Below are 23,777 nucleotides of genomic sequence, written 5' to 3' on the forward strand. Positions count from 1 at the left end.
GAAGCGGACCGTTCCGGCTCGGAGTCCGTACACGGCCCGGCTCGCCCGTTCCTTCGCCGAGGCCGGGCGGGAGGCGTACAGCCGCTCGCTTCCCGCCCGGCGGGACCGAGGCCGGGCACTGCCAGGTCCGATGCGGTGGTGAACGCCCCGAAGGCCGCCCGCGAGGGCCGTCAGCGTGTGCGTGCGCCGCTGCGGCGCACGCCCGTTCTCGGGGCCGGGACGAGACGGAGTACGGTGTTGAGCAGATGGTCGACGGCGTCGCGCGACGGCGTGTCCGTCAGGTTGGTGAGCAGCCGGGCCAAGGTGTTCAGGAGATGGGGCGAGCCCATGACGTACCGGTTGAGCATCGGCTGGAAGCCCGAGCGGCTGAAGATCAGGTCGGCGGCGGTGTTGCCGAGGCGGTAGTAGCGGCCCCAGCGCCGGTTCATCTCCACCGGATAGCCGCGCAGCACCTGTTCCCGCCGTGGTCCGGCCGGATGGGCCAGGGCGAGTGCCGCGGTCTCGGCGGCGACCTCGCCGGCTTCCATGGCCTGGGCGATGCCCTCGCCGTTCCAGGGGCTGACCATGCCGCCGGAGTCCCCGACCAGCAGCAGGCCCCGCGTGTAGAGCGGATGCCGGTTGAAGCCGAGGGGGAGGGCGGCGCTGCGGACCGGGCCTTCCGCGTTCTCCTCCCGCAGCCCCCACTCCGCCGGAGTCCGGGCCAGCCACTGGTCCAGGGTCGCGCGCAGGTCGACCGTGCCGCGCCGCCGGTGCGGCAGCGCCCCGAGCCCGACGTTGACCCGCCCGTCGCCCATCGGGAAGATCCACCCGTATCCGGGGAGATACGGGCCGCCGTCCGGAAGGCGCAGGTCCGCCCACAGTTCCAGATACTCCTCCTGGGAGCGCTCCGGGCTGCGGTAGTAGCGGCGGGCAGCGGTCGCGACCGCCCGCCGGGGGTCCCGCTCCAGCCCCATCGACAGGGCCAGCCGCGCGGAGGCCCCGTCGGCGGCGACGACGAGCGGCGCGCGGAATTCGACCGGGTCCGGCACGTCCGGCGAGTCCGACGTGGCGGTGACTCCCGTGATGCGTCCCGCCCTGTCTGTCAGCGGCCGCCCCGCCTTCCAGCCGCTGTGCAACCGGGCCCCGGCCGCCACGGCATGCCGCGCCAGGATGTCGTCGAAGTCGTGCCGACTGCGCGAGAGTCCGAAATCCGGGTACCGGCCCAGCGCGGGCCACTCGATGTGCACGTGGCGCTCCCCGGCCACCCAGCGCATTCCGCGCGAACGCATCCAGCCCGGCGCGGAGACGTCGACGCCCATCCGGATGAGCTGGTGCACCGCCCGGGGGGTGAGGCCGTCGCCGCACACCTTCTCCCGTGGGAAGCGGGCCTTCTCCAACAGGATCACATCGACTCCGGCGCGGGCCAGGTGGCAGGCGACCGAAGACCCGGCCGGCCCCGCCCCCACCACGATCACCTGGGCGTCCTCCCCCGCGCGGGAGACCTCCCGTGCGTCCGCCGTCGCCGGGTCCGGTGTCAGATCCCGCATCACAACCCCTTCGTTCGACGGCCGTCGCCCCTGCCGGGTGCGGCCCCGGCCACATCATCGACCAGGACGGACCGGGGCGGTACCCGGCCTTCTCCGGCAGGTCGGCGTCCCGCAACCGGCCCTCCTCGTCCAGGCCCGGGACGCCGACCTGCGGGACGCGCCGGCCGAGGCCGTCCTCGCCCGCTCAGGCACGGCCCTCCTCACTCGGCGCCCGGCGGCCCGGCCGTCGCAGCTGCCGGGCCGGCGCGGGGGACGTGCCGCTGGCCCGGGCGCCGTCCGCCCGGCTGCGGACCGTCCTGCCCGGCGGCCCGGCCGTCGCCCGCAGAGGCTCCGGTCACACCTCACTGCCGTGCGGTCGGCACGGGCGGCTCGGCCGTCGCGTACCGGCCCGGCGTACGGGTGACCGACCCCATCGGCGCCCCAGCGCCCCTCCATCCGGGCCGGGGAGGCGCGATCGGTTCACGAGGGCCGCTCACCGCCCTATCCGCCTCTTTGTTCGGCTGGGGGGTGGTTGATCGTCCCGCTTGACATGCGCGCTGTCGTCGTGGGGTCGGCCTGGCGTGGTACGGGTCGGGCGGGCCGGCCCTCCCGCGTACGGCGAGGCGGTCGTTCGCCTTGATCGGCAACCGGGTCTCGGGGGCCCGCCGCCCCGCTCCTCCCTCGGCCCGACGCGGGTGAGCGCGAACTCGCCGTGCGGCTTCGCTTCGTTCAGCCAGAACATCGCGTGGCCGAGGGACTCTCGGACTCGGGGTCAGTCGTCCTGGTCCTCGTCGTGCTCTTCGCCGCGGTCGTGGTCCGCCTGCTCGCCCCGGTCCTGGTCCCGGCCCTTCTCCTGCTTCTTCTCCTGGCCCCGCTCTCCGCTCCGGTCGTCGTCCTGACCCTGCTCTTGCGGGCCCTGGTCCTGCGGGTTCTGCTCCTGCGGGTTCTGCCCCTGCGGACCCTGACTCTGCTGCGGTTCGCCGCCACCGTTGCCGGCGTCCTGCGCCGGGGCGGAGGGCGCATCGGGTACGGGGGTGCCGGCGGAGCTGGAGTCAGGGGAGAACAGGATCATCCCCAGATACACGGCGGCCAGGAACGTGGCCGTCCCCGCGATGAGGCTGGCCACCCTGGGCCGTCGTCGGATCGCCTCACGGGTGCTGCGCCGGCGGGCCGGAGCGGGGCGGGGCGCGGTGCTGCGCCGCCGACCCGTGGGCTGCTGCGGCAGCCGGTACGTCGTGGGGCCGACGGGAACTGGCGGCGCTTCCGGGAGCGACGGCGAGGGCACGGGAGCCGGGGCGGAGGGCCGGTGGCGTGCGGGCGTCTGCATCGGGAGAGGCTCCGGACGGCCGCGCCAGGCGTCGGTGCGGAACCAGTCGGAGACCTGCTGGGCGGTGGGCCGCTCCTCGGGCTGCTTGGCCAGTAGGCCCAGCAGATACGCGTCGAAGGCGGCGGATATCTCCACACCGCGCTGCCGCAGTGGCACCGGCGGGGTGTCCACATGCTGATAGAGCGTCGCGGTCGCGGTGTCGGACCGGAACGGCGGCTCGCCCAGCAGTAGTTGGTAGACGACGCAGCCCAGGGAGTACATGTCGGACGCGGAGTCGGCGGTGCGGCCGAGCGCCCGCTCCGGGGCCAGGTACAGGCTGGTGCCCACGATGTGGCCGGCCGTCGTCAGCGCGGTCGAGGGGTCGTCGACGAACTGCGCGATACCGAAGTCGCCGATCTTCACCGAGCCGTCCGCGTCCAGCATCAGATTGCCCGGCTTGATGTCACGGTGGACGATGCCCTGACGGTGCGCGGCGGCCAGCCCGGCGGCGGCCTGGCCCGCGATATGGGCGACCTGTTCGGGGTGGACCCGCTCCTGGGCGGCCAGCAGGTCCCCGAGGCTCTGCCCCTCGACCAGCTCCATCACCAGGAAGAACCGGTCCTCCCAGGCCCCGAAGTCGAACACGGCCACCAGGTGCGGGTGGCTCAGCCGGGCCGCGGTCTGCGCCTCCAGCCGGAAGCGTGCCGTCGACGAGGCGTCCGCCTGGTCCCCCAGCAGCAGCTTCACCGCCACGGCCCGGCCCAGCACCTCGTCCGTGGCACGCCACACCTCGCCCATGCCACCACGACCGATGGGGGAGACCAATCGGTACCGACCAGCTACCAGCACCTGTACACCTCTCTCGAATGGTGGCCCGTTCCGATGGTCGGCCCACCTCGCGCGACCGGTCTCCGGTGGAGTCCGGGGCGGTGGGGCGAAGGACATGATCAGGATATCCGTCCGGCGGACCCCGATCGCCCCGACTGCCCTTTCGCCGGGTGCCCTTGGCCACCCGGCGCCGTGCCCGTTACGCCGTGCCCGTTACGCCGTCCCCGTTACGCCGTGCCCGGGAGCCGGGAGCCGGGAGCCGGGAGCCGGGAGCCGGCGCCCGCCCCGTGCGTGATGCCTCCGCGGGTGGATCAGCCGAGCAGCCAGGCGTACGCGGCCTCGGCTGTGAACTCCGACTGCCCGCCCGCGAACAGCAGGTCCGCCGCCGCGAACGCCGGGTCAAAGGCGGTCGCGGCAACATAGGGGACGGCGATGCACCGCATGCCCGCCGCCCTAGCCGCCGCCGCTCCGGGCGGCGCGTCCTCCAACACCACGCAGTCGGCCGGGTCGGCTCCCAGCCGCCGGGCCGCCTCCAGGAAGACGTGCGGCTCGGGTTTGCCGTGCGCGACCTCCTCGGCGGAGACGTACAGCGGGATGTACGCGTCCAGCCCCGTGACCGCGAGCACCGCCCCGATCGCGGCCCGGGACGAGCCGGAGGCCACCGCCATCGGCGCCCCGGCGGCGTGCAGGCGCTCCACGAGGGCCCGCATCTGCCCGAACACCTCGGTCGACGCTCCCGCCAGCTCCAGGTACAGCGCGTTCTTCCCGGCCAGCAGCTCATCGACGGGAGCGTCGATCCCGTACTCCGCGCGCAGGGCGGTCAGCGTCTCGCGGGTGCCGATCCCGATGAACCGGGTGTGGTCCTCCCAGCCGAAGTCCCGCACCCCGTACCGGGCGAGCAGCCGACGGCCCGCCTCGTAGTAGTTCGGCTCGCTGTCCACCAGGGTCCCGTCGAGATCGAAGACGACGTGGGTGGGGGCGCCGGGCCGGGGGGCGGGGTGTGAGGTCATGGCCTCCAGCATGCCGCAGCCGGTCGGCCGGGCCCCCTCCAATGCCCGGACCCGGCGGCCTTCTTCGCGCGCCGCGCCCCGCCGTCCCGAGAGGCCGATCCGTTGCCGGCCGAGACCGCCGAGGCCCTGACCGCCCGTGCGCGGAGCCGGGCTCAGTCCTGGCCGCGGGCCGCCCGGTCCTGGCTCCCCGCCGCCCGCCCCACGGCCTCCACCAGCGGCAGCACCCGGTAGGCCACCCGCTCGCGCAGCGCCACGTCCGTACGCGTCCTGACGACCCCCGGCATCTGGATCAACCGCTGGATCACGTCCTCCAGGTGCCCGTTGTCCCGGGCGACGACACGGGTCAGCAGATCGCCGCCGCCCGTCGTCGAGAACGCCTCGATGATCTCGGGCACGGCCGCCAGCGCGTCACCCACGTCCACCAGATGGCCCTGGGTGACCTCCAGATGGACGAAGGCGAGCACTGGGTGGCCGAGCGCGGCGGGGGAGAGGGCCGGCCCGGTGCCGGTGATCACACCGTTGCGCTCCAGTCGGTCCAGCCGCGCCTGGAGGGTGCCGCGGGCCACGCCGAGGATGCGCGCGTACTCCCGGACGCTTGTGCGCGGCTGCTCGATCAGCAGGCGCAGAATCCGGGTGTCGAGAGCGTCCACCGCCATGATCCGCCGATCTCCTTCCGCCCCGTCCGCTGCAGCCCCGACTGTACCCATGGAGCGCCGAAGCCCTGGCGTCCATCGCGGGGCGACCGCCGCGGGCCCCCCGTCCCGGCCCGCCGGGCACCTGCTCCCCCGCTTGGCACCGTGCCCCCTGAGCGTGGTCCGTTGGCCTGTCGGTGGCTGAAAGATCAGGCGGCAAGCTGGGCCATTGGCCCACTCTTCGGGGCTCCGTTTGATCCATGGGTCCGCAGGATGCTGTGATGTACCCGTCGATGGCGCTGCGGTTCTCCGCGGCGCCTTTTTCATGCGAGTTCTGCGGGGACGCGGAAGGGGTGGAAGTGTGCTGAAGAGGGTGTTCGTGGCACCGGACCCGGGGCGGATGCGGTTGCGCTTCGCCGGCCGGGCCGTTGTGGGGATCAGCCTCGCGGTCGCGCTGTGCGGGCTCGCGGGCCTGTCGCTCGTCGCGGCCATCACCGGCGGACTGGCGGCGCTGCTCGCCCTCTTCACCGTGACCGACCCGACGGTGCGGGGGCAGGCGGTCACCACGGCGCTGCTCCCCGTCGTCGGCCTTCCGGTCCTCGCCGTCGCCGCCGTCCTGCACGATCAGCCGGTCGCCCGTGACCTGATCTTCCTCGCGGTCATGGGCGCGGGCGTGTACGCCCGCCGGTGGGGGCCGCGTGGGCACGCGCTGGGCGTCTTCGCGTTCATGACCTTCTTCGCCGCCCAGTTCCTGCACACCGTGCCCGAGCAGCTCCCCGAGCTGTACACCGCCGTGGTGCTCTCCGTGGCCGCCTCGTCCTGCGTGCGGTTCGGCGCCTGGTGCTACGAGCGACGGCTGCCCGTCGCCCCCGCGCCGGCTCCTCCCGAGGGCCGCGGGCTGGCCCGGATCACCACGCGGCAGGCCGTGCAGGTCACGCTGGGCGGAGCCTTCGCGCTGGGGGTGGGGCAGATGCTGTCGGACCAGCGGTGGTACTGGGCGCTCGGCGCCACCTGGTGGGTCTTCGTCAACACCACCTCGCGCGGGGAGACCCTGGTCCGGGGGTTCCGGCGGGTCCTGGGGACCGTGGCCGGCATCGTCGCCGGATTCGCCGTGGCCATCCCCCTCGACGGCGCGGGCGTCCCGACCGCCGCCATCGTCGCGGTGAGCGTCTTCGGGATCTTCTACACGGCCGCGGTCTCCTACAGCTGGATGATGTTCTTCGTGACGGTGATGGTCGGCATGCTCTACGGCGTCCTGGGGGTCCTGGACGCCTCGCTGCTGTGGCTGCGCGTGGCGGAGACGGCCGTCGGGGCGCTCGGCGCGGTGCTGGCCGTGCTGCTGGTCCTCCCCGTCACGACGCACGCCGTCACCGACGCGTGGGTCCAGAAGGCCCTGCGGTGTGTGCACGCCTGCACGGCCGAGGCCGCCGCCCGCCTGGCCGGCTCGCAGCTCGCCGACCCCGGCCCCCGGGTCGCCGAACTGGAGATGCTGCTGGGCCGCGTCCGGCTCTCTCTCGCACCCCTGGTGCACCCCTTGAGCCCGCTGGCGGCGCGCAAGGCACGAGCCCGGCAGGTGCTCGCGCTGCTGGACGACTGCGTGCGGGAGGTACGCGGCCTGGCCTCCATCGCCGCCGACCCGGACGCCTCGCACGACGCCCGGCTCTCGGCCGCGTGCTCCCGTGTGGAGGCGGCCGTCGAAGCGCTCACCCGGCCGGAGGGCTCGCGGGCGTGGACCAGCCATCCGGCGGAACTGCCCGCTCCCGTCGTCGACCCCGCACTCGCCCACCTCCACGGCCTGGAGCGCGCGCTCGCCGCACTGGCCGCACCGCTCGGCGGGCCGCACGGCCGAGCGACGGCTGCGAGCGCCTGACCTCCCCTGTCGGCGTCGACCGCCCGGTCCGCCGTTCCGTCCCCCGCCCCCGGAAGCCGCCCGCCGCCCGGAAGCGGCCGCTCCGGGCGGGACGCCCCGCGTCCGGCCCAAAGCGCGCTCTCCTGGTCCGGACCGCGCAGGGCTGCCTGCTACCGTCGGCCGTGAAGATCACGGCGACGGCGAAGAGGGGTAGCGCGATGGACGGCAGCAGCGCCGGGCGGGCATTCATAGGGTCGTTCACCTCTGCGGGCGGCGGTGGCATCACCGCCGCCGCTGTGGACCGCAACACCGGCGCGCTGACCGTGCTCGGGTCCACGGACGCCGTGCCCGACCCCTCGTTCCTCACGGTCGGCCCGTCGGCAGCCGGCGCGGCGCTGTACGCGGTCGGCGAGAGCGCCCCCGGCGTCGCCGCCGCCTTCGACGTCAGCGGCGATGTTCCCGCCCTCCTGGGCCCCGCCAGGTCCGTCGACGCCGACGCGCCCACCCACCTGGCGATCGCGGCGGGCCATCTGGTCACCGCCAACTACGGCTCCGGCAGCGTCACCGTCCTTCCGGTCCTCGCCGACGGTTCGCTCGGCGCGGCGACCTCGGTGCTCAGCCACGAGGGCAGCGGCCCGGACACCGACCGCCAGGAGGGGCCGCACGCCCACCAGGTGCTCGCCGACCCCTCGGGGGACTGGGTGGTCAGCGTGGACCTCGGCGCCGACTCGCTGCGCGTCTGTTCCCTCGACCCCGCCACCGGCTCGTTGCGGCCGCACTCGCAAACGGCGCTGCGTCCGGGCACGGGACCGCGTCACCTGGCCTTCCACCCCAAAGGCCGTCTGGCCTATGTGCTGGGCGAGCTGGAGCCGACCCTGACCGTCTGCCGCTGGGACCCGGCCGCCGGCCGCTTCGACGTGCTCGGGGAGACCCCTGTACTGCCCGAGCACGAGCGCGCGGACGACGCGGTGCGCAGCTACCCCTCCGAGGTGGTCGTCGCGCACGACGGGCGCTTCGTGTGGACCGCCAACCGGGGGCACGACAGCATCTCCGTGCTGACCCTGGACGAGGCCGGGGAGAGGGCCGCCCTGGTGGCCACCGTCGGCTGCGGCGGCCACTGGCCACGCGATCTCACCCTCGACGCGAGCGGCCAGTGGCTGTACGCGGCCAACGAGCACTCCGGGAACGTCAGCTGGTTCGCCGTGGACGCCGAGACGGGCGTCCCGCAGCACGCGGGTTCCATCGAGATCCCCGCGGCCTCCTGCGTCGTCCTCGTCTGACTCTCCGCCGGGTCCCGGACTCGTCTGGCTTCCCGCCGGGTCCCGGAGGGCGGAGACGGGGCTGGGCTCGACGCGCTGCGGCTGCCGCCGGCCCGGCCCCCGGCTCTCGCGGCCCGGACCCGGCGGCCCTGGTCTTCGGCTCGCATGCCCCACGGGGCACGGTCCCACGGAAGCGGTACGGCGGGTCTCCCCAGCCGCTGTGGGGGGGCGTCCGGTCAGAGCGCCGGGGCCCCCTGCGGGGTCGCGGGCGTGATGCCCAGCGTCGTGGCGTACAGCGACAGCACCAGCTTGCCGATCGCCGGGTACGCGCCCAACGGCTCGGCCGTCGCGCAGTCCGCCTCCTTCGCGGCGGCGTCCAGCAGGCCGGGGTCGATCTCGGGGCCCACCAGGTACGGGGCCAGGGCGAGCTGCGCCGAGCCGGAGCTCTTCAGCTGCTCCGCGACCGAGGCGATCGAGCCCTCCACGTCCAGTGCGGCGGCCATCACCGGCACGGCGAGCCGGGCGGCCAGCAGCATGCCCGTGATGCCGGCCGCCTGTACGGCCTCCTCGCCGCCCACGGTGGCCAGCACGATGCCGTCCGCCGCGGTCGCGACGGTGAACAGCCTCGCCCGGTCGGCGCGCGCCAGCCCGGCTTCCGACAGGCGCACGTGCAGGGCCTCGGCGAGCAGGGGGTGCGGGCCGAGCACATCGGTGAGCTCGACCTGCGCCCCGCTGTCCATCACGGCCTGTCGTATCCGCCGCATCAGGGCGCTGTCGGGGCCCGCGATGAGCGGCACCACGACAGCCGACGGGCCCTCGGGCTCGGCGGCCTCGCGGCCGACGGCGACGGCCCGCTCGTAGCGCGCGACGCGCTCGGCGGCGGTGTGGGCGAGGACGGTGGCGAGAGTCGGGTACTCGGCGTCGTCGCCGTCGAGGTAGCCGATCCGGGCGTTGAGGCCGGGCAGCTCCGAACGGGCGATGCTGATCACCTCTTCGGCCAGACTGCGCGAGGCCGAAGAGGGGGTACCGGGAAGGGCGAGAACGAGCGCGGCGGCGCCCTCAGGCGCGACCACCGGCTCCGGGCGGCGGTGCCGTCCGGACTGGCGAGGTCGCGGCATTCGTACAGGCAGGCCGGAAGCGGGCCCAGTGGGGGTGCTCATGGCGCCGCATGCTACTGGTTTTGTCGGCTCCCCCGTTCGGGGAGGGCCCGGTCGAGCGTTAACTATCCGCTTATGTCCGATGAGTGATGTACCACCGGAGTGTCCCTGTCTGTCGGACGGTGAACTGCGCCCGGACTCCCGCCTTTCGTCCTCTTGTGTCCGTTCGCTCACCCCGGTGTCGCCGTGCGTTCACGGTCTCCGTTCTCCCCCTTCTCCGGACCCTCGGCGTGCACGCACAGCATCGTCGGGTGGCGCGGCAACCGTAGACCGCCATCGGCCAGGGCGCGCGCGATTCCCAGCGCGCCGGTCAGCGGATCGCCGGTTCCCGAGGTCGCACGGGCCCGTGGCAGCAGCCGCGCCAACTCCTCGCGCAACGGCCGGAGCAGCGGGTCGCCCAACCGGAACAGGCCGCCCGTCAGGGCTACTTCGCCGACCTGCCCGTCGTCGGCCTCGTCCCGGGGGCACACGGCCGAAGCGGCTTCGGCGATATGGCGGGCGGCCTCCCGCAGAATGCCCGCGGCGACTTGGTCCGCACCGGCGCACGCCGCCACCTCCGGGGCGAACGAGGCCAGCACGGCAGGCCGGTCGGAGCGGGGGTAGAGCAACCCCGGCAGCTCCTCTGCCGGACCGAACACGGACACCAGCCGGGCCAGCAGCGCCGGCGATCCACCGCTCCGTCCGTCGTGGGCGCGCATCGCGGCGTCCAGCCCGGCCCGGCCGATCCACGCACCGCCGCCGCTGTCACCCAGAAGGTGTCCCCAGCCGTCCGCCCTGCGCCAGGACCTCAGGTCCGTGCCGAGGGCGATCATGCCCGTGCCGCCCGCGACGACCGCCCCGGGCCGCTGCCCCACAGCCCCGGCGTACGCCGTCACCGCGTCGGCGGCCAGCGCCAGCCTGCGCACGCCCAGCGCATCCGCCAGCGCGCCGGGCAGCTCCGTCCGCAACCGCTCGCCCAGCGAGGCCATCCCGGCCGCCCCGATCGCCAGCGCGGCGATCCCGCCGGACGACGCCTCGCCGGCCGCACCGGCGCGCGCCCGCAGATCCCGCACGGCGGGCAGCAGCTGATCCAGCAGGTGGGCGGGGTCGATGCCGCCGGGCCCCGTCCGCACAGGCTCCGCGCAGACCGTCGTCACGACGGGCTCCGGCCGGTCCACCCGCCCGAGCGCCACCCGCAGCCCCGAACCCCCGGAGTCGACCCCGACGACGTGGACGGCGCGGTCGGCCGGAGGGATCGCCGCCGGGGGACGGGTCACGGAAGCCGCCAGTCCACCGGCTGGGCCCCCTGGCGCTCCAGCAGCTCGTTGACGCGGCTGAACGGGCGTGAGCCGAAGAAGCCCCGGTCCGCGGACATGGGGGAGGGGTGCGAGGACTCGATCGCGGGAAAGTCGCCCAACTGCGGGCGCAGATTGCGGGCGTCGCGTCCCCACAGGACCGACACCAGCGGCGTTCCCCGGGCCACGAGCGCCCGGATGGCCTGCTCGGTCACCTCTTCCCAGCCCTTGCCCCGGTGGGCCGCCGGCCGCCGCGGGGCCGTCGTCAGCGCCCGGTTCAGCAACAGCACACCCTGCCGTGTCCACGGCGTGAGGTCCCCGTCGGACGGCCTCGGCAGGCCCAGGTCCGCCTGCAGCTCCCGGAAGATGTTCTCCAGACTGCCCGGTAGCGGCCGGACGTCGGGGGCCACGGCGAAGCTCAGCCCGATCGCATGGCCCGGGGTGGGATACGGGTCCTGGCCGACGACGAGCACCCGCACCTCCTCGAACGGCTGCTGGAACGCCCGCAGCACATGAGCCCCCGAGGGCAGGTACGTGCGTCCTGCGGCGATCTCCGCGCGGAGGAAGTCGCCCATAGCGGCGATGCGGTCGGCGACGGGTTCGAGGGCGTCGGCCCACCCCGGCTCGATGATCTCTTTCAACGGTCGTGCTGCCACGGCCCGAACTCTACTGCTGATACGACCGCTCCGATCAACTGCCGTCAGCCGAGCGCCACCGCGCGGACGCACAGGACGTCCGGCAGGTGCGAGGCGAGCCGCTGCCAGCTGTCCCCGTCGTCCGCGCTCGCGTACAACTCGCCGTTGCGATTGCCGAAATAGACCCCGGCGGGGTCCAAGTCGTCGGTGCACAGCGCGTCCCGCAGCACCGTGCCGTAGTGCGCGCCGTCCGGCAGCCCGGCACTGAGCGGCTCCCAGGTGCTCCCCGCGTCGGTGGTGCGGAAGACCCGGCAGCGGCGCCCCGCCGGGACCCGGTCGGCGTCGGCGTTGATCGGGAAGAGGTAGGCCGTGTCACCGCGGTGCGGGTGCGCGGCGACCGCGAACCCGAAGTCCGAGGGCAGACCCGCGCCGATGCCGCTCCAGCTGTCGCCGCAGTCGTCGCTGCGGAACACGCCCCAGTGGTTCTGCAGATAGAGCCGGTCCGGGTCGGCCGCGTCCCGGGCGACCTTGTGGACGCACTGGCCGAACTCCGGTTCGGGGTCCGGGAGGAAGACCGCGGAGACGCCCTTGTTCGACGGGGCCCAGCTCGCCCCGCCGTCCCGCGTCCGGAAAACGCCGGCGGTCGAGACGGCGACGGTCACCGCCGCCGCGTCCCGCCGGTCGGTCAGGATGGTGTGGAGCCCCTCGCCCCCGCCACCCGGCGCCCACCGGGACCGGGTCGGGTGCTCCCAGAGCGGGCGCACCAGCTCGAAGGTCTCGCCCCGGTCCTCGGAACGGAACAGTGCGGCCGGTTCTGTGCCCGCGTAGACGACGTCCGGCGCCTCGGGACCGGCCGGATGCAACTGCCAGACGCGCTCCAGGGACGCCCCCGTGGCCTTCGGGAACCTCACGGCGGGCTGCCGCGGCTCGACCCAGGTCTCGCCCAGGTCGTCGGAGTGGAAGACGGAGGGCCCCCAGTGCGCGCTGTCCCCGCCCACGAGCATTCTGGGCGTGGCGCTCCGCGTGTCGACGGCGACCGAGTAGATCGCCTGCGCGTTGAAGTGCGGCCCCGTGATCTGCCAGGCGCCGCCGCGCCTGCGGCCGATGAAGAGGCCTTTGCGGGTGCCTACGGTGAGGAGTACATCGGTCATGGTCCACAACCTCCGGATACGCCGTTGTGCCGGAACAAGGCCAGTCTGCCCCCGACCACTGACAGCGGCCCGCGCACACGCGGACCGGGCCGGACGCGTGACCCGGCTCGCGCGTGCTCGGCGCGGTCGGCTCACGTCCCCCTGCCCGCCCCGACGGCCGGGCCCCCGCCGCGCCCCGCGCTCCGCGCCCTCCCCTCCTGGGCCTCCTCCCGGCTGCTGTCATGCTGGCAGCGGCCGGACGCCGGCCGCGAGAGCACGAGGAGACGACGATGGGCAGCGGGATCACGGACGCCGACGGCCACGAGGTGCCGGTGACGGTCGTCGTCGGCAAGGACGGCCCGGCCCCCCGTGTGGGCATCCGGCTGTCGCCCCCGGCCGGCGAACTGCGCTGGTCCTGCACCCCCCAGGCGGCCCGGGACCTCGCCGCCTCACTCGTCCGGGCGGCCGAGGACGCGGAGAGCGCGCCCGGAGAGGAGCCCGAGACGGTCGCGGCGGGAGAACTGCGCCGCGGCGACGTACGCGACGGTGAGCGGGTCATGACCGTCCAGAGTGTGCGGACCGACGGCTCCACCGCGCACGTCACCTGGAAGTCCGGAGCCGGTCGCAGCTGGACCCAGGCATACGCCGTCGACACCCCCGTCACTCTCAGGCGGCGGCTCCCCGGGGGCCGCTGAACCCTCGCGGCCGCTCACGCGCCCTCGCCGACGTGCCTCATGGGCAGCGCGGCGGCCGGAGGGAGCGTTGCCCAAATGGACCGGGAGAAGGTACGGGGCGCCCGGGCCGCCCGATGCCCTGGCGCCGAGGAGACCGGCATGTAAGCGCCGGAGGTCCGCGGGCCGCGCCCACCGGACGGCGGCTCGACGGTCCGGGGGCGGTGTCCGGCATCGGTAGGGTGTCCCGTGATGTTCACCAAACAGGGCCCCACCGTGCGCGAACTGGCAGTCCAGGCGCTCTCCTCGACCGAGCGCGGATACGACCTTCTCGCCCCCAAGTTCGACCGGACGCCCTACCGCACACCGGACCACGTGCTCGACGCCGTCACACGGGCGTTGCGTCCGCTGGGGCCCTTCGACGCCGGACTCGACGTCTGCTGCGGCACCGGCGCGGGGACGGGGGTCCTTCGGCAGGTGTGCCGGAAGCGAGTGACCGGGGTCGACTTCAGCGCCGGCATGCTGGCCGAGGCCCGTGCCGCGCATCCCCCGGGCGACGACGGGCCCGCGGTGGACTGGGTGCGGGCGGACGCCCGTGCCCTGCCCTTCGCTCCCGCCTTCGATCTGGCCCTGAGCCTCGGCGCGTTCGGTCATTTCCTGCCCGACGAACGCTTCGGCCTCTTCGCTGAGGTGTACGGATCTCTCCGGCCGGGCGGACAGTTCGTCTTCCCGCTCGGCGCGCCGCCCCCGGTGGGGTCGCGCGCCTACTGGTCGCTGGTCGGCTTCGACGCGGCGATGCGGGTGCGCAACGCCTTGTGGCGCCCGCAGTTCGTCATGTACTACCGCACGTTCCGGCTGGCCGATGTGCTGGAGGACCTGATGGCGGCCGGGTTCGCCGTGCGGCTGCTGCCGCTGACCGACCTGGGACTGCGCCCGGACGGCAGCCCCAGGGCCCGCCTGGTGGTGGCGGCCAGGGAATGAGCGGTGCACGCCGGGCCGAGGGCGGACTCCCGCCGAGCGCGGAGCGGAGGCCATGGCTCCGGGCGGCGTCCCGGCCCCGCGGCCCCGCGGCGACCGGCCGCGTCGCCCATCCTCACGCCGCCCGGTCGAGTGGGGGGCGGTCGGGGCTTCAGGTCATCAGCGCGCGCATCCGGTTGATCTCCACGGTCTGCTGGGCCATCACGTCGCTCGCCATCTCCTCGACGAGGACGTCGTTCCCGTCGGAGAGCGCTTCTGCGGCCATGGTGATCGCCCCCTGGTGGTGAGTGATCATCAGTTCGAGGAAGAGCGCGTCGAAGGCCTTGCCCTGGGAGGCGCGGAGCTCCTTCAACTGAGCCTCGGTCGCCATGCCGGGCATGGCCGCGTGATGGTGGGGCTGCTTCCGCCCCTCCCCGCCGTTCTTTTTCAGCCATCCTTCCATCGCCCCGATCTCGGGCTTCTGGCCTGCGGATATGCGCTCCGCAAGCCGTTTGACGGAAGTGGTCGAGGTCCGTCCCGGAACGAGGCCGGTCATCACCAGGGCCTGCCGGTGATGCTCGATCATCATCTGCGTATAGCGGAAGTCGGCCGCGTTGGCGGTGTCCTGGCCGACCTCCGCGACGGCCTCCTCTGCGGAGAGCGTCCGCGCAGGTTCGCCCGGTCGGCCGGGGGCCAGCACGCCGGGACCTGCGTCCTTACCCGCCTGCTGCTGTCCGTGACCGCCGTCCGCGTCGCATGCGGCGAGGGCGAGTACCGCGACCGCCGCTGCCGCGAGAGCCGTCGCACGCAGACGTACCGACCGTCGAGGGGTCAACACGGTGGCCTCCTGTCCCCCATGGGGGTGTCGCGGATCGTGCTCACACGCTTCCACGGACGGGAGATCGAAAACCTTCCGGACGTCTTCGTCGCCCTCTGTTGATGTGTACATGTGAGGGACGATACTGCGGGGGTCCGTGAACCGTTCGACCTCGAACGGATACAAGGGAGGACGCAGTGACCTCGTTGCACACCACCCGCGTGCGGCGCAGACGTCTGGGGGCGGCGGCAGCCGCGGCCGGCCTCTTCGCCACGCTGCTGACGGCCACCACAGCGGCCGCGACGCCCGACCCGGGCGACGCCCCGAACGAACGCGGTTCCGTCACCACCGGCGAGCAGGCCGAGGCGAGGGCCGCGATCGCCGCGGGCGACATACCCGGCGTGGACGAGATCGTCCACAGCTCCAACATCAAGCACCTGGCTAACGTCCCGAAGGGTGCTCTGCGGGGAACCAACACGGATCTCGCGTTCCAGGGCGACTACGCCTTCGTCGGCAATTACGACGGCTTCGTCATCTACGACATCAGCAAGCCGAAGAAGCCGCGAACGGTCTCGCAGGTCCTCTGTCCCGGTTCACAGAACGACATCTCGGTCTCCGGAGACCTGCTGTTCCTGTCGACCGACTCCTCGCGCAGCGACGACTCCTGCTCCAGCACCTCGCAGCCCGCCACGGAGAAGTCCTCCTGGGAGGGCATGAAGATCTTCGACATCAGCGACAAACGGCGGCCGCAGTACATCGCGGCCGTCGAGACCGCCTGCGGTTCGCACACCCACACGCTGGTGCCCGACGGCAGGCACGTCTACGTCTACGTCTCCTCGTACGCGCCCCATGAGGCGTTCCCGGACTGCCGGCCGCCGCACGACGGCATCTCCATCATCAAGGTGCCGGTCAAGGCGCCCCAGAAGGCCCGGATCGTTAACTTCCCGGTGCTCTTCCCGGACGGCGGCAACCCCGGAGCGCCCGAGAACCCGGGCGTGATCGAGACGACCGGCTGCCACGACCTCACAGTCCTGCCCTCCGAGAAGCTCGCCGCCGGAGCCTGTATGGGAGACGGCCTGCTGTTCTCCATCGAGGACCCGGAGAACCCCAGGATCATCGACCGGGTGCAGGACAACGAGAACTTCGCGTTCTGGCACTCGGCCACCTTCAACCAGGGTGCGAACAAGGTCGTCTTCACCGACGAGCTCGGCGGCGGCGGCGCGGCGACCTGCAACAAGGAGATCGGCCCCGAGCGGGGGGCCGACGGCGTCTACGACATCGTGGGCGAGGGGGACGACCGCGAGCTGGTCTTCCGCAGCTACTTCAAGATCGACCGGCACCAGGCCGACGTCGAGGTCTGCGTCGCCCACAACGGTTCGATCATCCCGGTGAAGGGCCGCGACCTGATGGTGCAGGCCTGGTACCAGGGCGGTGTCTCCGTGTGGGACTTCACCGACTCGGCCGAGCCCGAGGAGATCGCCTTCTTCGAGCGCGGTCCGGTGAACCTCGACCGGGTCACCACGGCCGGCCCCTGGTCGGCGTACTACTACAACGGCCACATCTACTCCAGCGACATCGCCAAGGGCTTCGACGTGCTGAAGCTCGTCGACCCGCGGACCAACCCGGCGCAGCGGGTCAAGATGCACGAACTCAATGTGCAGACCCAGCCGGACTACTTCGACCGCTGATCCGTCAGCGGGCGTCCGGTCAGAGGCCCGGCGCTCCGGGGCCGGCGCCTGCCGGGCGGTCATCCGCCCGTGCGGCCCCGGCCCCGGTGCCGCACGGGCGGAAATTCATTGACCGATGACCCGGGTGGGGACATGCTGGAGCCCTGCGCCGGCGGACTGGGCAACTCCGGTCCCCGATGCGGTTCGCGGCCGTGTCTGTCCAGACGCGTTCGAGGGGTGCGCCCGAATCCGGCGACGCGGGGGATCGCCGGATCGGGCGCTTTCCGCGTATCCGGTCCCGGCTCCGGGAGGTCAGGCGGCGGTCCGGGCGCCGGCCCCCGTGGCGGCCGCCCATTCCACCAGAAGACGCTGGTAATCCGCCTCGTCCTGTGGGCTCAGGCACCCGCCGGAGCGCTGCCACAGGTCACGGATCTCCGCGTTGACCTCGGTTGCGGAACGCACGGAAGCGGACGGCGACGACATTGGGGACATGCCTGCCAGGCTACGGCCATGGGCACACTCTTGTACCCCATCCGCAGCGGGATATGCCTCACATCCCGGCCCGGCCGCGCCTCTTCTCGGCGGTGCCGCGCGCCGAGGCCGGCCCCGGCCCGCGCCGCCCGTCAGGCCGGTCCGGCCCCGGCGGACGGCCCCCCCGAGGCGGAGGGGGCGCGGCGGCCCGGAGTGCGAGCAGGCGGTGCGAAACAGCCCGGAGGCCCGTGCGCCAAGACCGTGCTCGAAGGGGGCAGTGCGTGCGCGTCGACCGGGCGTTGGGCCCGTGGGCGCGGAAGGCCGGGCGCAGGCCCCAGCCGATGGTGCCGGCCACGCCGACCTCGACCCCCGTCCGCCGCGGCCCCTCAGCACCTCCGCCGCGTCCGGGCAGGGCTGCCGCGTCCGGCTTCCTGCGGTGGTCGTACGGCGCGTCGGGCAGCCCCGGATCGGCGACGGGCAGGGCGCGGCCTCCCGGGCCGGTGCACGCCTCTCGGTGCGGCGGCGCGCTCAGGCCCCTGTGCGCCACCGCCCCGGCCAGACGCTCCGGGGCCCGGAGCGGCGGCGGACCGCCCGGCAGCGCACCGGCGGCCGTGAGGTGACGTACGCACCGCTCAGCCCCCTCGGGCGGTACGTCGACGCCACGCTCGCGACCGGCCCCGGACCGGCTCGACGCGGAACAGGGCTCCTCAGAAGTCGAAGAGCACGCCTCTGATCGCCCTGAACGCGATCCTCCCCGGGGCCGCCCCGCCCTGACGGCGCCGCCTCTCGTGGTTCCGACGACGCCGGCTCGCGAGGGGGGAGAGGGGGCGTCGGCGGAGCAGGACGCGGGGGCGGCGGGGTGTCCCGCCTCGGGCCGGGCCGACAGCACGGCGTCTCAGGCCCGTGGAGTGGTCTTTGCCTCGGGTCGCGCCTCCGCCGGGGCCGGGCGCGCGGTGCGGCGCGCGTATGCGGCGGTGCTCAGCGTCACCACGGCCGCCCCCAGCAAAACGCCGCCCACGACATCGGACAGCCAGTGCACCCCCAGGTACACCCGGGTCACCGCCACGCCGACCGTGGAGACCACCGCCACGGCCACCGCCGCCCCCCACGCCCCGGGGCCGGCGCCGTACAGCCGCAGCAGCCACAGCAGCACCCCGCAACTCACCGCCATCGTCATGACGTGACCGGAGGGGAAGGCGGCGTACTGCGCGGTGTCCACCGGATCGGCCCACTGCGGGCGCTCGCGGCCCACGACGTACTTCAGGCCCTGCTGGACGAGGGAGGCCAGCAGGCTCGTCGCGGCTGCCCAGAGGGCGAGCGGCCGAGCGCCCCGCCGCCACAGGGCGATCACGACCACCGCGGTCAGGGCACGCATGGTCCACGGGTCCCACACCCAGTCCGTCAGCACCCGGTTGACCTGGACCAGCCCTGGTTCCGCCACCGCCCGCCGGTGCAGGGCCTCGGCGACCGCACGGTCCACAGACATCAGCGGAGGCCAGCGAGTCGCGACCAGCGTGAGCCACGCCAGGGCGGCTGTGACGGCGACGGCCCCGGCCCACGGGGCGGCCGGGAGGCGGGGGGAGTGACGCGGCGAGGGTACGTGGGGAGAGCGCATGGGGTGATCCTCGTGGAGGAGGCGGCCGAATGACCAACCCGTCGTGCTCCGCTGAGCCCGGCCGGGCGACTACCCCAGGGCCCTGAGGCCCGGAACGAAGGCAACGACCAGAGGGACGACCGGCACCAACGCGGCAGCGGCCGTCAGGCGCAGCCGGCGGCCCGCGGTCAGCCGATCGACCGGTCCCAGCAACCGGTTGACGCGCAGCGGCACTTGGGCGTCCGGTGTGGGGCAGGGTCCGAACACCCCGCGGTCCTCGTTGAGGCCGACCAGGGCGAGCGCGGTCGTGAGCCTGCCGAAGCGGCGTGACGCCACGTCGTCGGCGGCCAGCTCGACCAGCCGGTGCATCTCGTCGCGGAACGCGGCGAACACCGGAACCTGCGGGAAGCCGATCGCCAGCGCCGACGAGCAGTGCAGCAGCCAGTCGTGCCGCGCCTGGGCGTGGCCCTGCTCGTGAGCGAGCACGGCATCGAGCTGGCGGCCCTTCAGGCGGCCCAGCGCGGCCGTGGTGATGACGAGCTGTGGCGCGGCGCCAGGCAGCCACCACGCGTCGGGGCGCTCGCCCTCCAGTACCACGAGGCGGTCGGCGCCGGGCTCCTCCCCGGGCATCAGGGGCGCGCGGACCAAGAGTTCGGCCCGCCGCCGCGCCCGCCGCCGCCGCGCCCGCCGGACCTCCCGGAGAAGCATCGTGCCGCTCCACAGGCCGCCGAGCGCGAGCAGTACCGCGATGACGGCCGACCACGGCCCGTAGGCGGCCAGGGCGTAGGCCTCGACCACGGCGTGCGGAGCGGGGGCGAAGACATGGCCGCGTACGGCCTGCCAGGCCGCTGAAGCGCTCAAGGTCATGGACAGCGCGAACGAGATGAGCACCCCCGCCACGACGCACTGCCAGACCCACAGGGCCACGACCGGTTCACGCTCCGGCCACCGGGCGCGTGCCATCAGGCGCGGCGTCACCAGGGCGGTCAGTGCACCGAGCAGAAGCAGCGCGAGGGAGACCAGCATGCCCTCAGACTATGAGGGGCGGGTCCGCCGCGGATACGGATGCGACGGTCAAGTGACGCAGACCACGGTGTACGGCGGCCTCTGTCCCATGCCCCGTCTCACAAGGTGAGCAGCATGGCGAACATGGCCAGGCCCATCGTCAGCCGGCAGGCGTCGGTCAGTTCCGACCGGCTGCCCGCCCCGCCCCCGCCGCCTCCCTCTCCCCGGCCTTCGGCCCCAGGGGCCCCCAAGGCTCCGCCGACCGTGGCGGTCGCCGGCAGCAGTCGCCCGGCCGATGTCAGTACATACCAGGCGTAATAGACGAGCAGGGCGCCGGTCAGCAAGGGGACGCCTCCGGCCCCGCCTGCTCCGTGCCCGAGGTGCCCGCCCCCGTCCCCGGCGCTCCCCATCGCCCCCGGAGCCATCGCCACGGCCATGTACACCATGGCCAGGGAGCCGACCAGGTGGTGCAGACGGCACCCGTCGCGCAGGGCGGGCCGCAGGGATCGCAGGGCGGCCACGCCGAACAGCGCCGCGTACACCGCCCAGGCCCAGCCCGGGGGCGACAGCAGGGCCGCGGGAACGGCCATGACCGCCATGCCGAAGGCCATCACCGCCTCCGAGCGCGCGGAGCCGCGCTCCCCCGGGGGGCCGGTGCGGGCGCGCAGCAGGCAGACGGCGCCGCTCACCGCGCACAGCGTCAGCAGCAGCCAGCCGGCCAGGGCCCCTCCGTGCACGGCGCACCACCTCTCGGACGTACGGCTCCCGCGGTCGTCTGGTCGATGCCCACGCCGCCGGCGCCGAACCCGGCGCACGGGGGTGTGAAGGGGGTACGCCGGGGCCCGGGAGGGGCGCTCCGTATCGCGCTACTCTCGACCGCACGTGCGGAGGCAGGGCATGCGCCGCTCGGGTGAGTAAGGACTGCCGCCGCCCGCACGGCGGCAGAGAAGAGGAGAGCCGCACCATGGACACCGCCACGCCCCCCGACTCGGCCCGGCTGACCTTCCGCGACGCGACCGGGGACGACGTCCCCGCGCTGGTGGCCCTGATCGAGTCCGCCTACCGCGGCGACGCCAGCCGTGCCGGCTGGACCACGGAGGCCGACCTCCTCCAGGGGCAGCGGACCGACGGGCACGCCGTGCGCGCGGTCATCGACGCGCCGGCGAGCCGACTGCTCGCCGTCGAGCGGGACGGCGGCCTGGTTGCCTGCTGCCAGCTCGAACACCGGGGCGAGGCCGCCTACTTCGGTATGTTCGCGGTGCGGCCCGGACTCCAGGGCGGTGGGCTCGGCAAGGCGGTCATCGCAGAGGCGGAGCGCATCGCCAAGGACGGCTGGGGCATCGGGGAGATGCACATGACGGTGATCTCGGTGCGCGAGGACCTCATCGCCTGGTACGAGCGCCGGGGCTACCGCCGTACGGGACAGCTCACCCCGTTCCCGTACGGCGACGAGCGCTTCGGCATTCCTCAGCGCGACGACCTCGCCTTCGAGCTGCTGGTCAAGAGCGTCTGAGGGCGGGGCCCGTCGCCCGACCGCACTGCCCCACCGCCCTGCCGGGCCCGCCCCGCCCGGCGCACACGGCGCATGCTCCCGGCGTACGGCAGGGGCGGCCGGGCGCGGGGCGTCGGGCTCAGGCGGTGAAGCGGCCGGCTCGGCGGATCTCCGGGAAGTCGGTCGTCGCGCCGTCCAGGCCCAGGGCCCGTGCCAGCCGCAGGTGATCCTGGGTGTTGACCACCCAGCCGATCACTTTGACGCCCTCTGCGTGCGCCTGTTCCACCACCTGCAGGGTGAGGCGGCGGATGTTCAGCGCGAGCGTCGCCGCCCCCGCCGTCCTCGCCCGCTCCACCACGTCCGGGCCCCAGCGGCTCGCGATGAGGACGGTCCGTACGCCGGGCACGAGCCGGGCGATCTCGGCAACGGCCTCGTCGTGGAAGGAGGACACCTCCACCCGGTCGACGAGGTCGCGCTCCCGCATCACGTCCGCCAGTACGCGGGCGGCCGCGACATCCTTGATCTCGGCCTGGAGCGGTGAGGCCACGGCCTCCAGCACCTCCTCGAAGACGGGGACCCGCTCGCCGGAGCCGGCGTCGAGCGCGCGCAGCTCGGCCAGGGTCTTGCCCGCGACGGGCCCGGTCCCGTCCGTGGTGCGGTCCACGGACGTGTCGTGCATCACGGCGAGCGCGCCGTCCTTGCTGAGGTGGAGATCCAGCTCGATGGCGTCCATTCCCGCCGCCTCCGCACGGACGAAGGAGCGCAGGGTGTTCTCGGGTTCGACCCCCATCACTCCGCGATGACCCAGGGTGAGAAAAGGCAAGGCGGCCTCGTTTCCGTCGACGGCTGTCCGCCCACTGCTCCTGCCCGCGCGAAGGCGCGGTGAAGCGGCGCCGGCGGGGGCCGCCGCCGCGTGTGCCGACCGTCGCCCGGCTGACCAGGTCGACGGGTCCGGCGAGCGGCGGCGCGAACTGTGCGCATACCCGGGATGTGACAGGAAAAACAGCGGCTACGAGGCGGGTGTGCAGGATAATCTTCTGACCTCCGCTTGTCGGGAGGAGTGCTGCGCGACTACGGTGATGGGACGCGAGGTTCTCCCGTGGAGGAAGTGTTATGACGGAAATTCTTGTGCACGACGCCACCGACGGCGCTGCAACTACCGCCCAGCGGGTGGTCGAGCACCCGGCCTGGCCTGTGCTCAAGAACGCCGTCGAGGAGATCCGGCCCTGGCAGTCCAAGGACGGGTCCATCGACTTCGAGGCCGAGGGCGCCCCGTCCCCCGCCACCGTGGAGCAGGTCCTCCAGCGGGTGATCACGGCCGTCGAGGCGCTTTCACCGCTGCTCCCGCACGACGCCGACTATCACCGCGCGCTCGTCGCCGACCTGCGCCGCTGGGCCGCCGACGGCTTCCGCGTCCCGGACTTCCTCGACTCCCTGCTGGCCTTCCAGCCCGCTCAGAACCGCGCCGACGGCCTCCAGCACCTCGTCGTCTTCGCGATGTACACGCAGAACGGCAACCCCGACCGCAACCTCGAAGCGGTCGTGCTGAAAATGGTCTGGCCCCAGTGGCTCGCCGAGCTCGAAGCCCAGCGCTACGACAACCCGCTCTTCTGCGGCATCGCCTTCGAGGACTTCACCTCCGGCTACGACACCCACTCCGCGGTGCTCTTCCCGGAGACCATCGCCGTGCGTGAGGCCCCCGAGCGCTTCAGCTGGGGGGGCATCTTCTGCGACCGCGAGGCCGCCCGCTTCCGCCGGGTCACCGAGGCCTCCGTCGACCTGCTCGGCCTGGAGCTGCCCGATGACATCCGCGAGATGATCGGCGACCAGAGGCGCTGTGAGCAGGCGTTCGTCCTGTGGGACATGGTCCACGACCGCACCCACAGCCACGGCGACCTCCCCTTCGACCCGTTCATGATCAAGCAGCGCCAGCCGTTCTGGATGTACGGCCTGGAGGAGCTGCGCTGCGACCTCACCGCCTTCAAGGAGGCCGTGAAGCTGGAGGCCGAGGGCGACGCCCACGGCCGTGACGTGCAGTACGCGGTGCTCTTCGACCGGATGTTCCGCTTCCCCGTCAGCGGCGAGCGCGTGCGCAACTACGACGGCCTCGGCGGTCAGCTGCTCTTCGCCTACCTCCACCAGCACGATGTCGTCCGCTGGACCGACAACACCCTCAAGATCGACTGGGACCGCGCCCCGCAGATCACCAACCAGCTCTGCGACGAGATCGAGAAGCTCTACCGCGACGGCATCGACCGCCCGAAGCTGGTCCACTGGTTCGCGGCCTACGAGCTGGTGTCCACCTACCTCGCGCCACACCCGGGGTCCCGCTGGGCCAAGGGCCCCGACGCCCTGGACCTCACCCTGCCTCCCCGCAAGCTGGTCGACGACGTGCTTCCGGACGAGTTTCCCCTGAGCATGTTCTATGAGGCGCTCGCCAAGAAGCTGAAGAACGTGATTGCCTCCGCCAAGGGAATCACCGCGGCCGACGACGAGCGGGCAGCCGCGTGAACCATTC

21 protein-coding genes are annotated in these 23,777 nt (G+C 73.5%); 7 read left to right on the forward strand and 14 right to left on the reverse strand.

What is annotated here, in order from left to right; all coding sequences use genetic code 11:
• Nucleotides 1-170: 170 nt before the first annotated feature.
• From V9U70_RS13010 to V9U70_RS13030, 4 genes are all read right to left on the reverse strand, one after another.
• Nucleotides 171-1,526, reverse strand: a complete 1,356-nt coding sequence (locus tag V9U70_RS13010; protein WP_336674922.1) for a geranylgeranyl reductase family protein — start codon at nucleotides 1,524-1,526, stop codon at nucleotides 171-173.
• 751 nt (nucleotides 1,527-2,277) lie between these two features.
• Nucleotides 2,278-3,609, reverse strand: a complete 1,332-nt coding sequence (locus tag V9U70_RS13020) for a serine/threonine-protein kinase (protein WP_336674924.1) — start codon at nucleotides 3,607-3,609, stop codon at nucleotides 2,278-2,280.
• Nucleotides 3,610-3,950: 341 nt separating this feature from the next.
• Complete coding sequence (locus V9U70_RS13025; RefSeq protein WP_419723975.1) at nucleotides 3,951-4,649, reverse strand: HAD family hydrolase; 699 nt, start codon at nucleotides 4,647-4,649, stop codon at nucleotides 3,951-3,953.
• Between the two features lie 152 nt (nucleotides 4,650-4,801).
• A complete protein-coding gene (locus tag V9U70_RS13030) occupies nucleotides 4,802-5,305 on the reverse strand; it encodes an Lrp/AsnC family transcriptional regulator (protein WP_336674927.1) in 504 nt (167 codons plus the stop codon).
• Between the two features lie 337 nt (nucleotides 5,306-5,642).
• Between V9U70_RS13030 and V9U70_RS13035 the strand changes: the two genes are divergently transcribed.
• Together V9U70_RS13035 and V9U70_RS13040 are read left to right on the forward strand one after the other, a co-directional pair.
• Nucleotides 5,643-7,151 (forward strand): FUSC family protein, encoded by a 1,509-nt coding sequence (locus V9U70_RS13035; protein ID WP_336674929.1) that lies wholly within the window; start codon nucleotides 5,643-5,645, stop codon nucleotides 7,149-7,151.
• Nucleotides 7,152-7,348: 197 nt separating this feature from the next.
• Nucleotides 7,349-8,410, forward strand: a complete 1,062-nt coding sequence (locus V9U70_RS13040; RefSeq protein ID WP_336674931.1) for a lactonase family protein — start codon at nucleotides 7,349-7,351, stop codon at nucleotides 8,408-8,410.
• 215 nt (nucleotides 8,411-8,625) lie between these two features.
• On the opposite strand, the gene V9U70_RS13045 is transcribed toward V9U70_RS13040, so the two are convergent.
• From V9U70_RS13045 to V9U70_RS13060, 4 genes are all read right to left on the reverse strand, one after another.
• Complete coding sequence (locus V9U70_RS13045) at nucleotides 8,626-9,549, reverse strand: sirohydrochlorin chelatase (RefSeq protein ID WP_336674933.1); 924 nt, start codon at nucleotides 9,547-9,549, stop codon at nucleotides 8,626-8,628.
• Nucleotides 9,550-9,716: 167 nt separating this feature from the next.
• A complete protein-coding gene (locus tag V9U70_RS13050) occupies nucleotides 9,717-10,802 on the reverse strand; it encodes an N-acetylglucosamine kinase (RefSeq protein ID WP_336674935.1) in 1,086 nt (361 codons plus the stop codon).
• Nucleotides 10,799-11,476, reverse strand: a complete 678-nt coding sequence (locus tag V9U70_RS13055; protein WP_336674937.1) for a uracil-DNA glycosylase — start codon at nucleotides 11,474-11,476, stop codon at nucleotides 10,799-10,801. The genes V9U70_RS13050 and V9U70_RS13055 overlap by 4 nt, the downstream gene beginning before the upstream one ends.
• A gap of 44 nt (nucleotides 11,477-11,520) precedes the next feature.
• A complete protein-coding gene (locus V9U70_RS13060) occupies nucleotides 11,521-12,606 on the reverse strand; it encodes a WD40/YVTN/BNR-like repeat-containing protein (protein ID WP_336674938.1) in 1,086 nt (361 codons plus the stop codon).
• Between the two features lie 269 nt (nucleotides 12,607-12,875).
• Between V9U70_RS13060 and V9U70_RS13065 the strand changes: the two genes are divergently transcribed.
• Together V9U70_RS13065 and V9U70_RS13070 are read left to right on the forward strand one after the other, a co-directional pair.
• Nucleotides 12,876-13,280: a hypothetical protein gene (locus V9U70_RS13065; protein WP_336674940.1), complete on the forward strand. Its 405-nt coding sequence runs from the start codon at nucleotides 12,876-12,878 to the stop codon at nucleotides 13,278-13,280.
• A gap of 228 nt (nucleotides 13,281-13,508) precedes the next feature.
• Nucleotides 13,509-14,237, forward strand: a complete 729-nt coding sequence (locus tag V9U70_RS13070) for a class I SAM-dependent methyltransferase (RefSeq protein WP_336674941.1) — start codon at nucleotides 13,509-13,511, stop codon at nucleotides 14,235-14,237.
• Nucleotides 14,238-14,385: 148 nt separating this feature from the next.
• Here the strand turns inward: V9U70_RS13070 and V9U70_RS13075 are convergent, their stop codons facing one another.
• Nucleotides 14,386-15,051, reverse strand: coding sequence for a DUF305 domain-containing protein (locus V9U70_RS13075; RefSeq protein ID WP_336674943.1), 666 nt, complete (start codon nucleotides 15,049-15,051; stop codon nucleotides 14,386-14,388).
• Between the two features lie 176 nt (nucleotides 15,052-15,227).
• On the opposite strand from V9U70_RS13075, the gene V9U70_RS13080 reads away from it, so the two are divergent.
• Nucleotides 15,228-16,718, forward strand: coding sequence for an LVIVD repeat-containing protein (locus V9U70_RS13080; protein ID WP_336674945.1), 1,491 nt, complete (start codon nucleotides 15,228-15,230; stop codon nucleotides 16,716-16,718).
• A 291-nt stretch (nucleotides 16,719-17,009) separates the two neighbouring features.
• Here V9U70_RS13080 and V9U70_RS13085 read toward each other — a convergent pair whose 3' ends face one another.
• The 4 genes from V9U70_RS13085 to V9U70_RS13100 all read right to left on the reverse strand — a co-directional run bounded on the left by V9U70_RS13085 (nucleotide 17,010) and on the right by V9U70_RS13100 (nucleotide 20,504).
• The gene (locus tag V9U70_RS13085) at nucleotides 17,010-17,189 is read right to left on the reverse strand and encodes a hypothetical protein (RefSeq protein WP_336674986.1); all 180 of its coding nucleotides are present in this window, start codon (nucleotides 17,187-17,189) and stop codon (nucleotides 17,010-17,012) included.
• 874 nt (nucleotides 17,190-18,063) lie between these two features.
• The gene (locus tag V9U70_RS13090; protein ID WP_336674947.1) at nucleotides 18,064-18,783 is read right to left on the reverse strand and encodes a phosphatase PAP2 family protein; all 720 of its coding nucleotides are present in this window, start codon (nucleotides 18,781-18,783) and stop codon (nucleotides 18,064-18,066) included.
• 69 nt (nucleotides 18,784-18,852) lie between these two features.
• Complete coding sequence (locus V9U70_RS13095; protein WP_336674949.1) at nucleotides 18,853-19,788, reverse strand: M56 family metallopeptidase; 936 nt, start codon at nucleotides 19,786-19,788, stop codon at nucleotides 18,853-18,855.
• A gap of 98 nt (nucleotides 19,789-19,886) precedes the next feature.
• Nucleotides 19,887-20,504: a DUF5134 domain-containing protein gene (locus tag V9U70_RS13100; RefSeq protein WP_336674951.1), complete on the reverse strand. Its 618-nt coding sequence runs from the start codon at nucleotides 20,502-20,504 to the stop codon at nucleotides 19,887-19,889.
• 227 nt (nucleotides 20,505-20,731) lie between these two features.
• Between V9U70_RS13100 and V9U70_RS13105 the strand changes: the two genes are divergently transcribed.
• On the forward strand, nucleotides 20,732-21,280 hold the full coding sequence (locus V9U70_RS13105) for a GNAT family N-acetyltransferase (RefSeq protein ID WP_336674953.1): 549 nt from the start codon (nucleotides 20,732-20,734) through the stop codon (nucleotides 21,278-21,280).
• A gap of 118 nt (nucleotides 21,281-21,398) precedes the next feature.
• Here V9U70_RS13105 and V9U70_RS13110 read toward each other — a convergent pair whose 3' ends face one another.
• On the reverse strand, nucleotides 21,399-22,082 hold the full coding sequence (locus V9U70_RS13110; protein ID WP_336674954.1) for a glycerophosphodiester phosphodiesterase: 684 nt from the start codon (nucleotides 22,080-22,082) through the stop codon (nucleotides 21,399-21,401).
• 290 nt (nucleotides 22,083-22,372) lie between these two features.
• Between V9U70_RS13110 and V9U70_RS13115 the strand changes: the two genes are divergently transcribed.
• Nucleotides 22,373-23,770: a DUF6421 family protein gene (locus V9U70_RS13115; protein WP_336674955.1), complete on the forward strand. Its 1,398-nt coding sequence runs from the start codon at nucleotides 22,373-22,375 to the stop codon at nucleotides 23,768-23,770.
• Nucleotides 23,771-23,777: the final 7 nt, after the last annotated feature.

The sequence above is a fragment of the Streptomyces pratensis genome (assembly GCF_037137275.1).
Classification (GTDB): domain Bacteria; phylum Actinomycetota; class Actinomycetes; order Streptomycetales; family Streptomycetaceae; genus Streptomyces; species Streptomyces pratensis_B.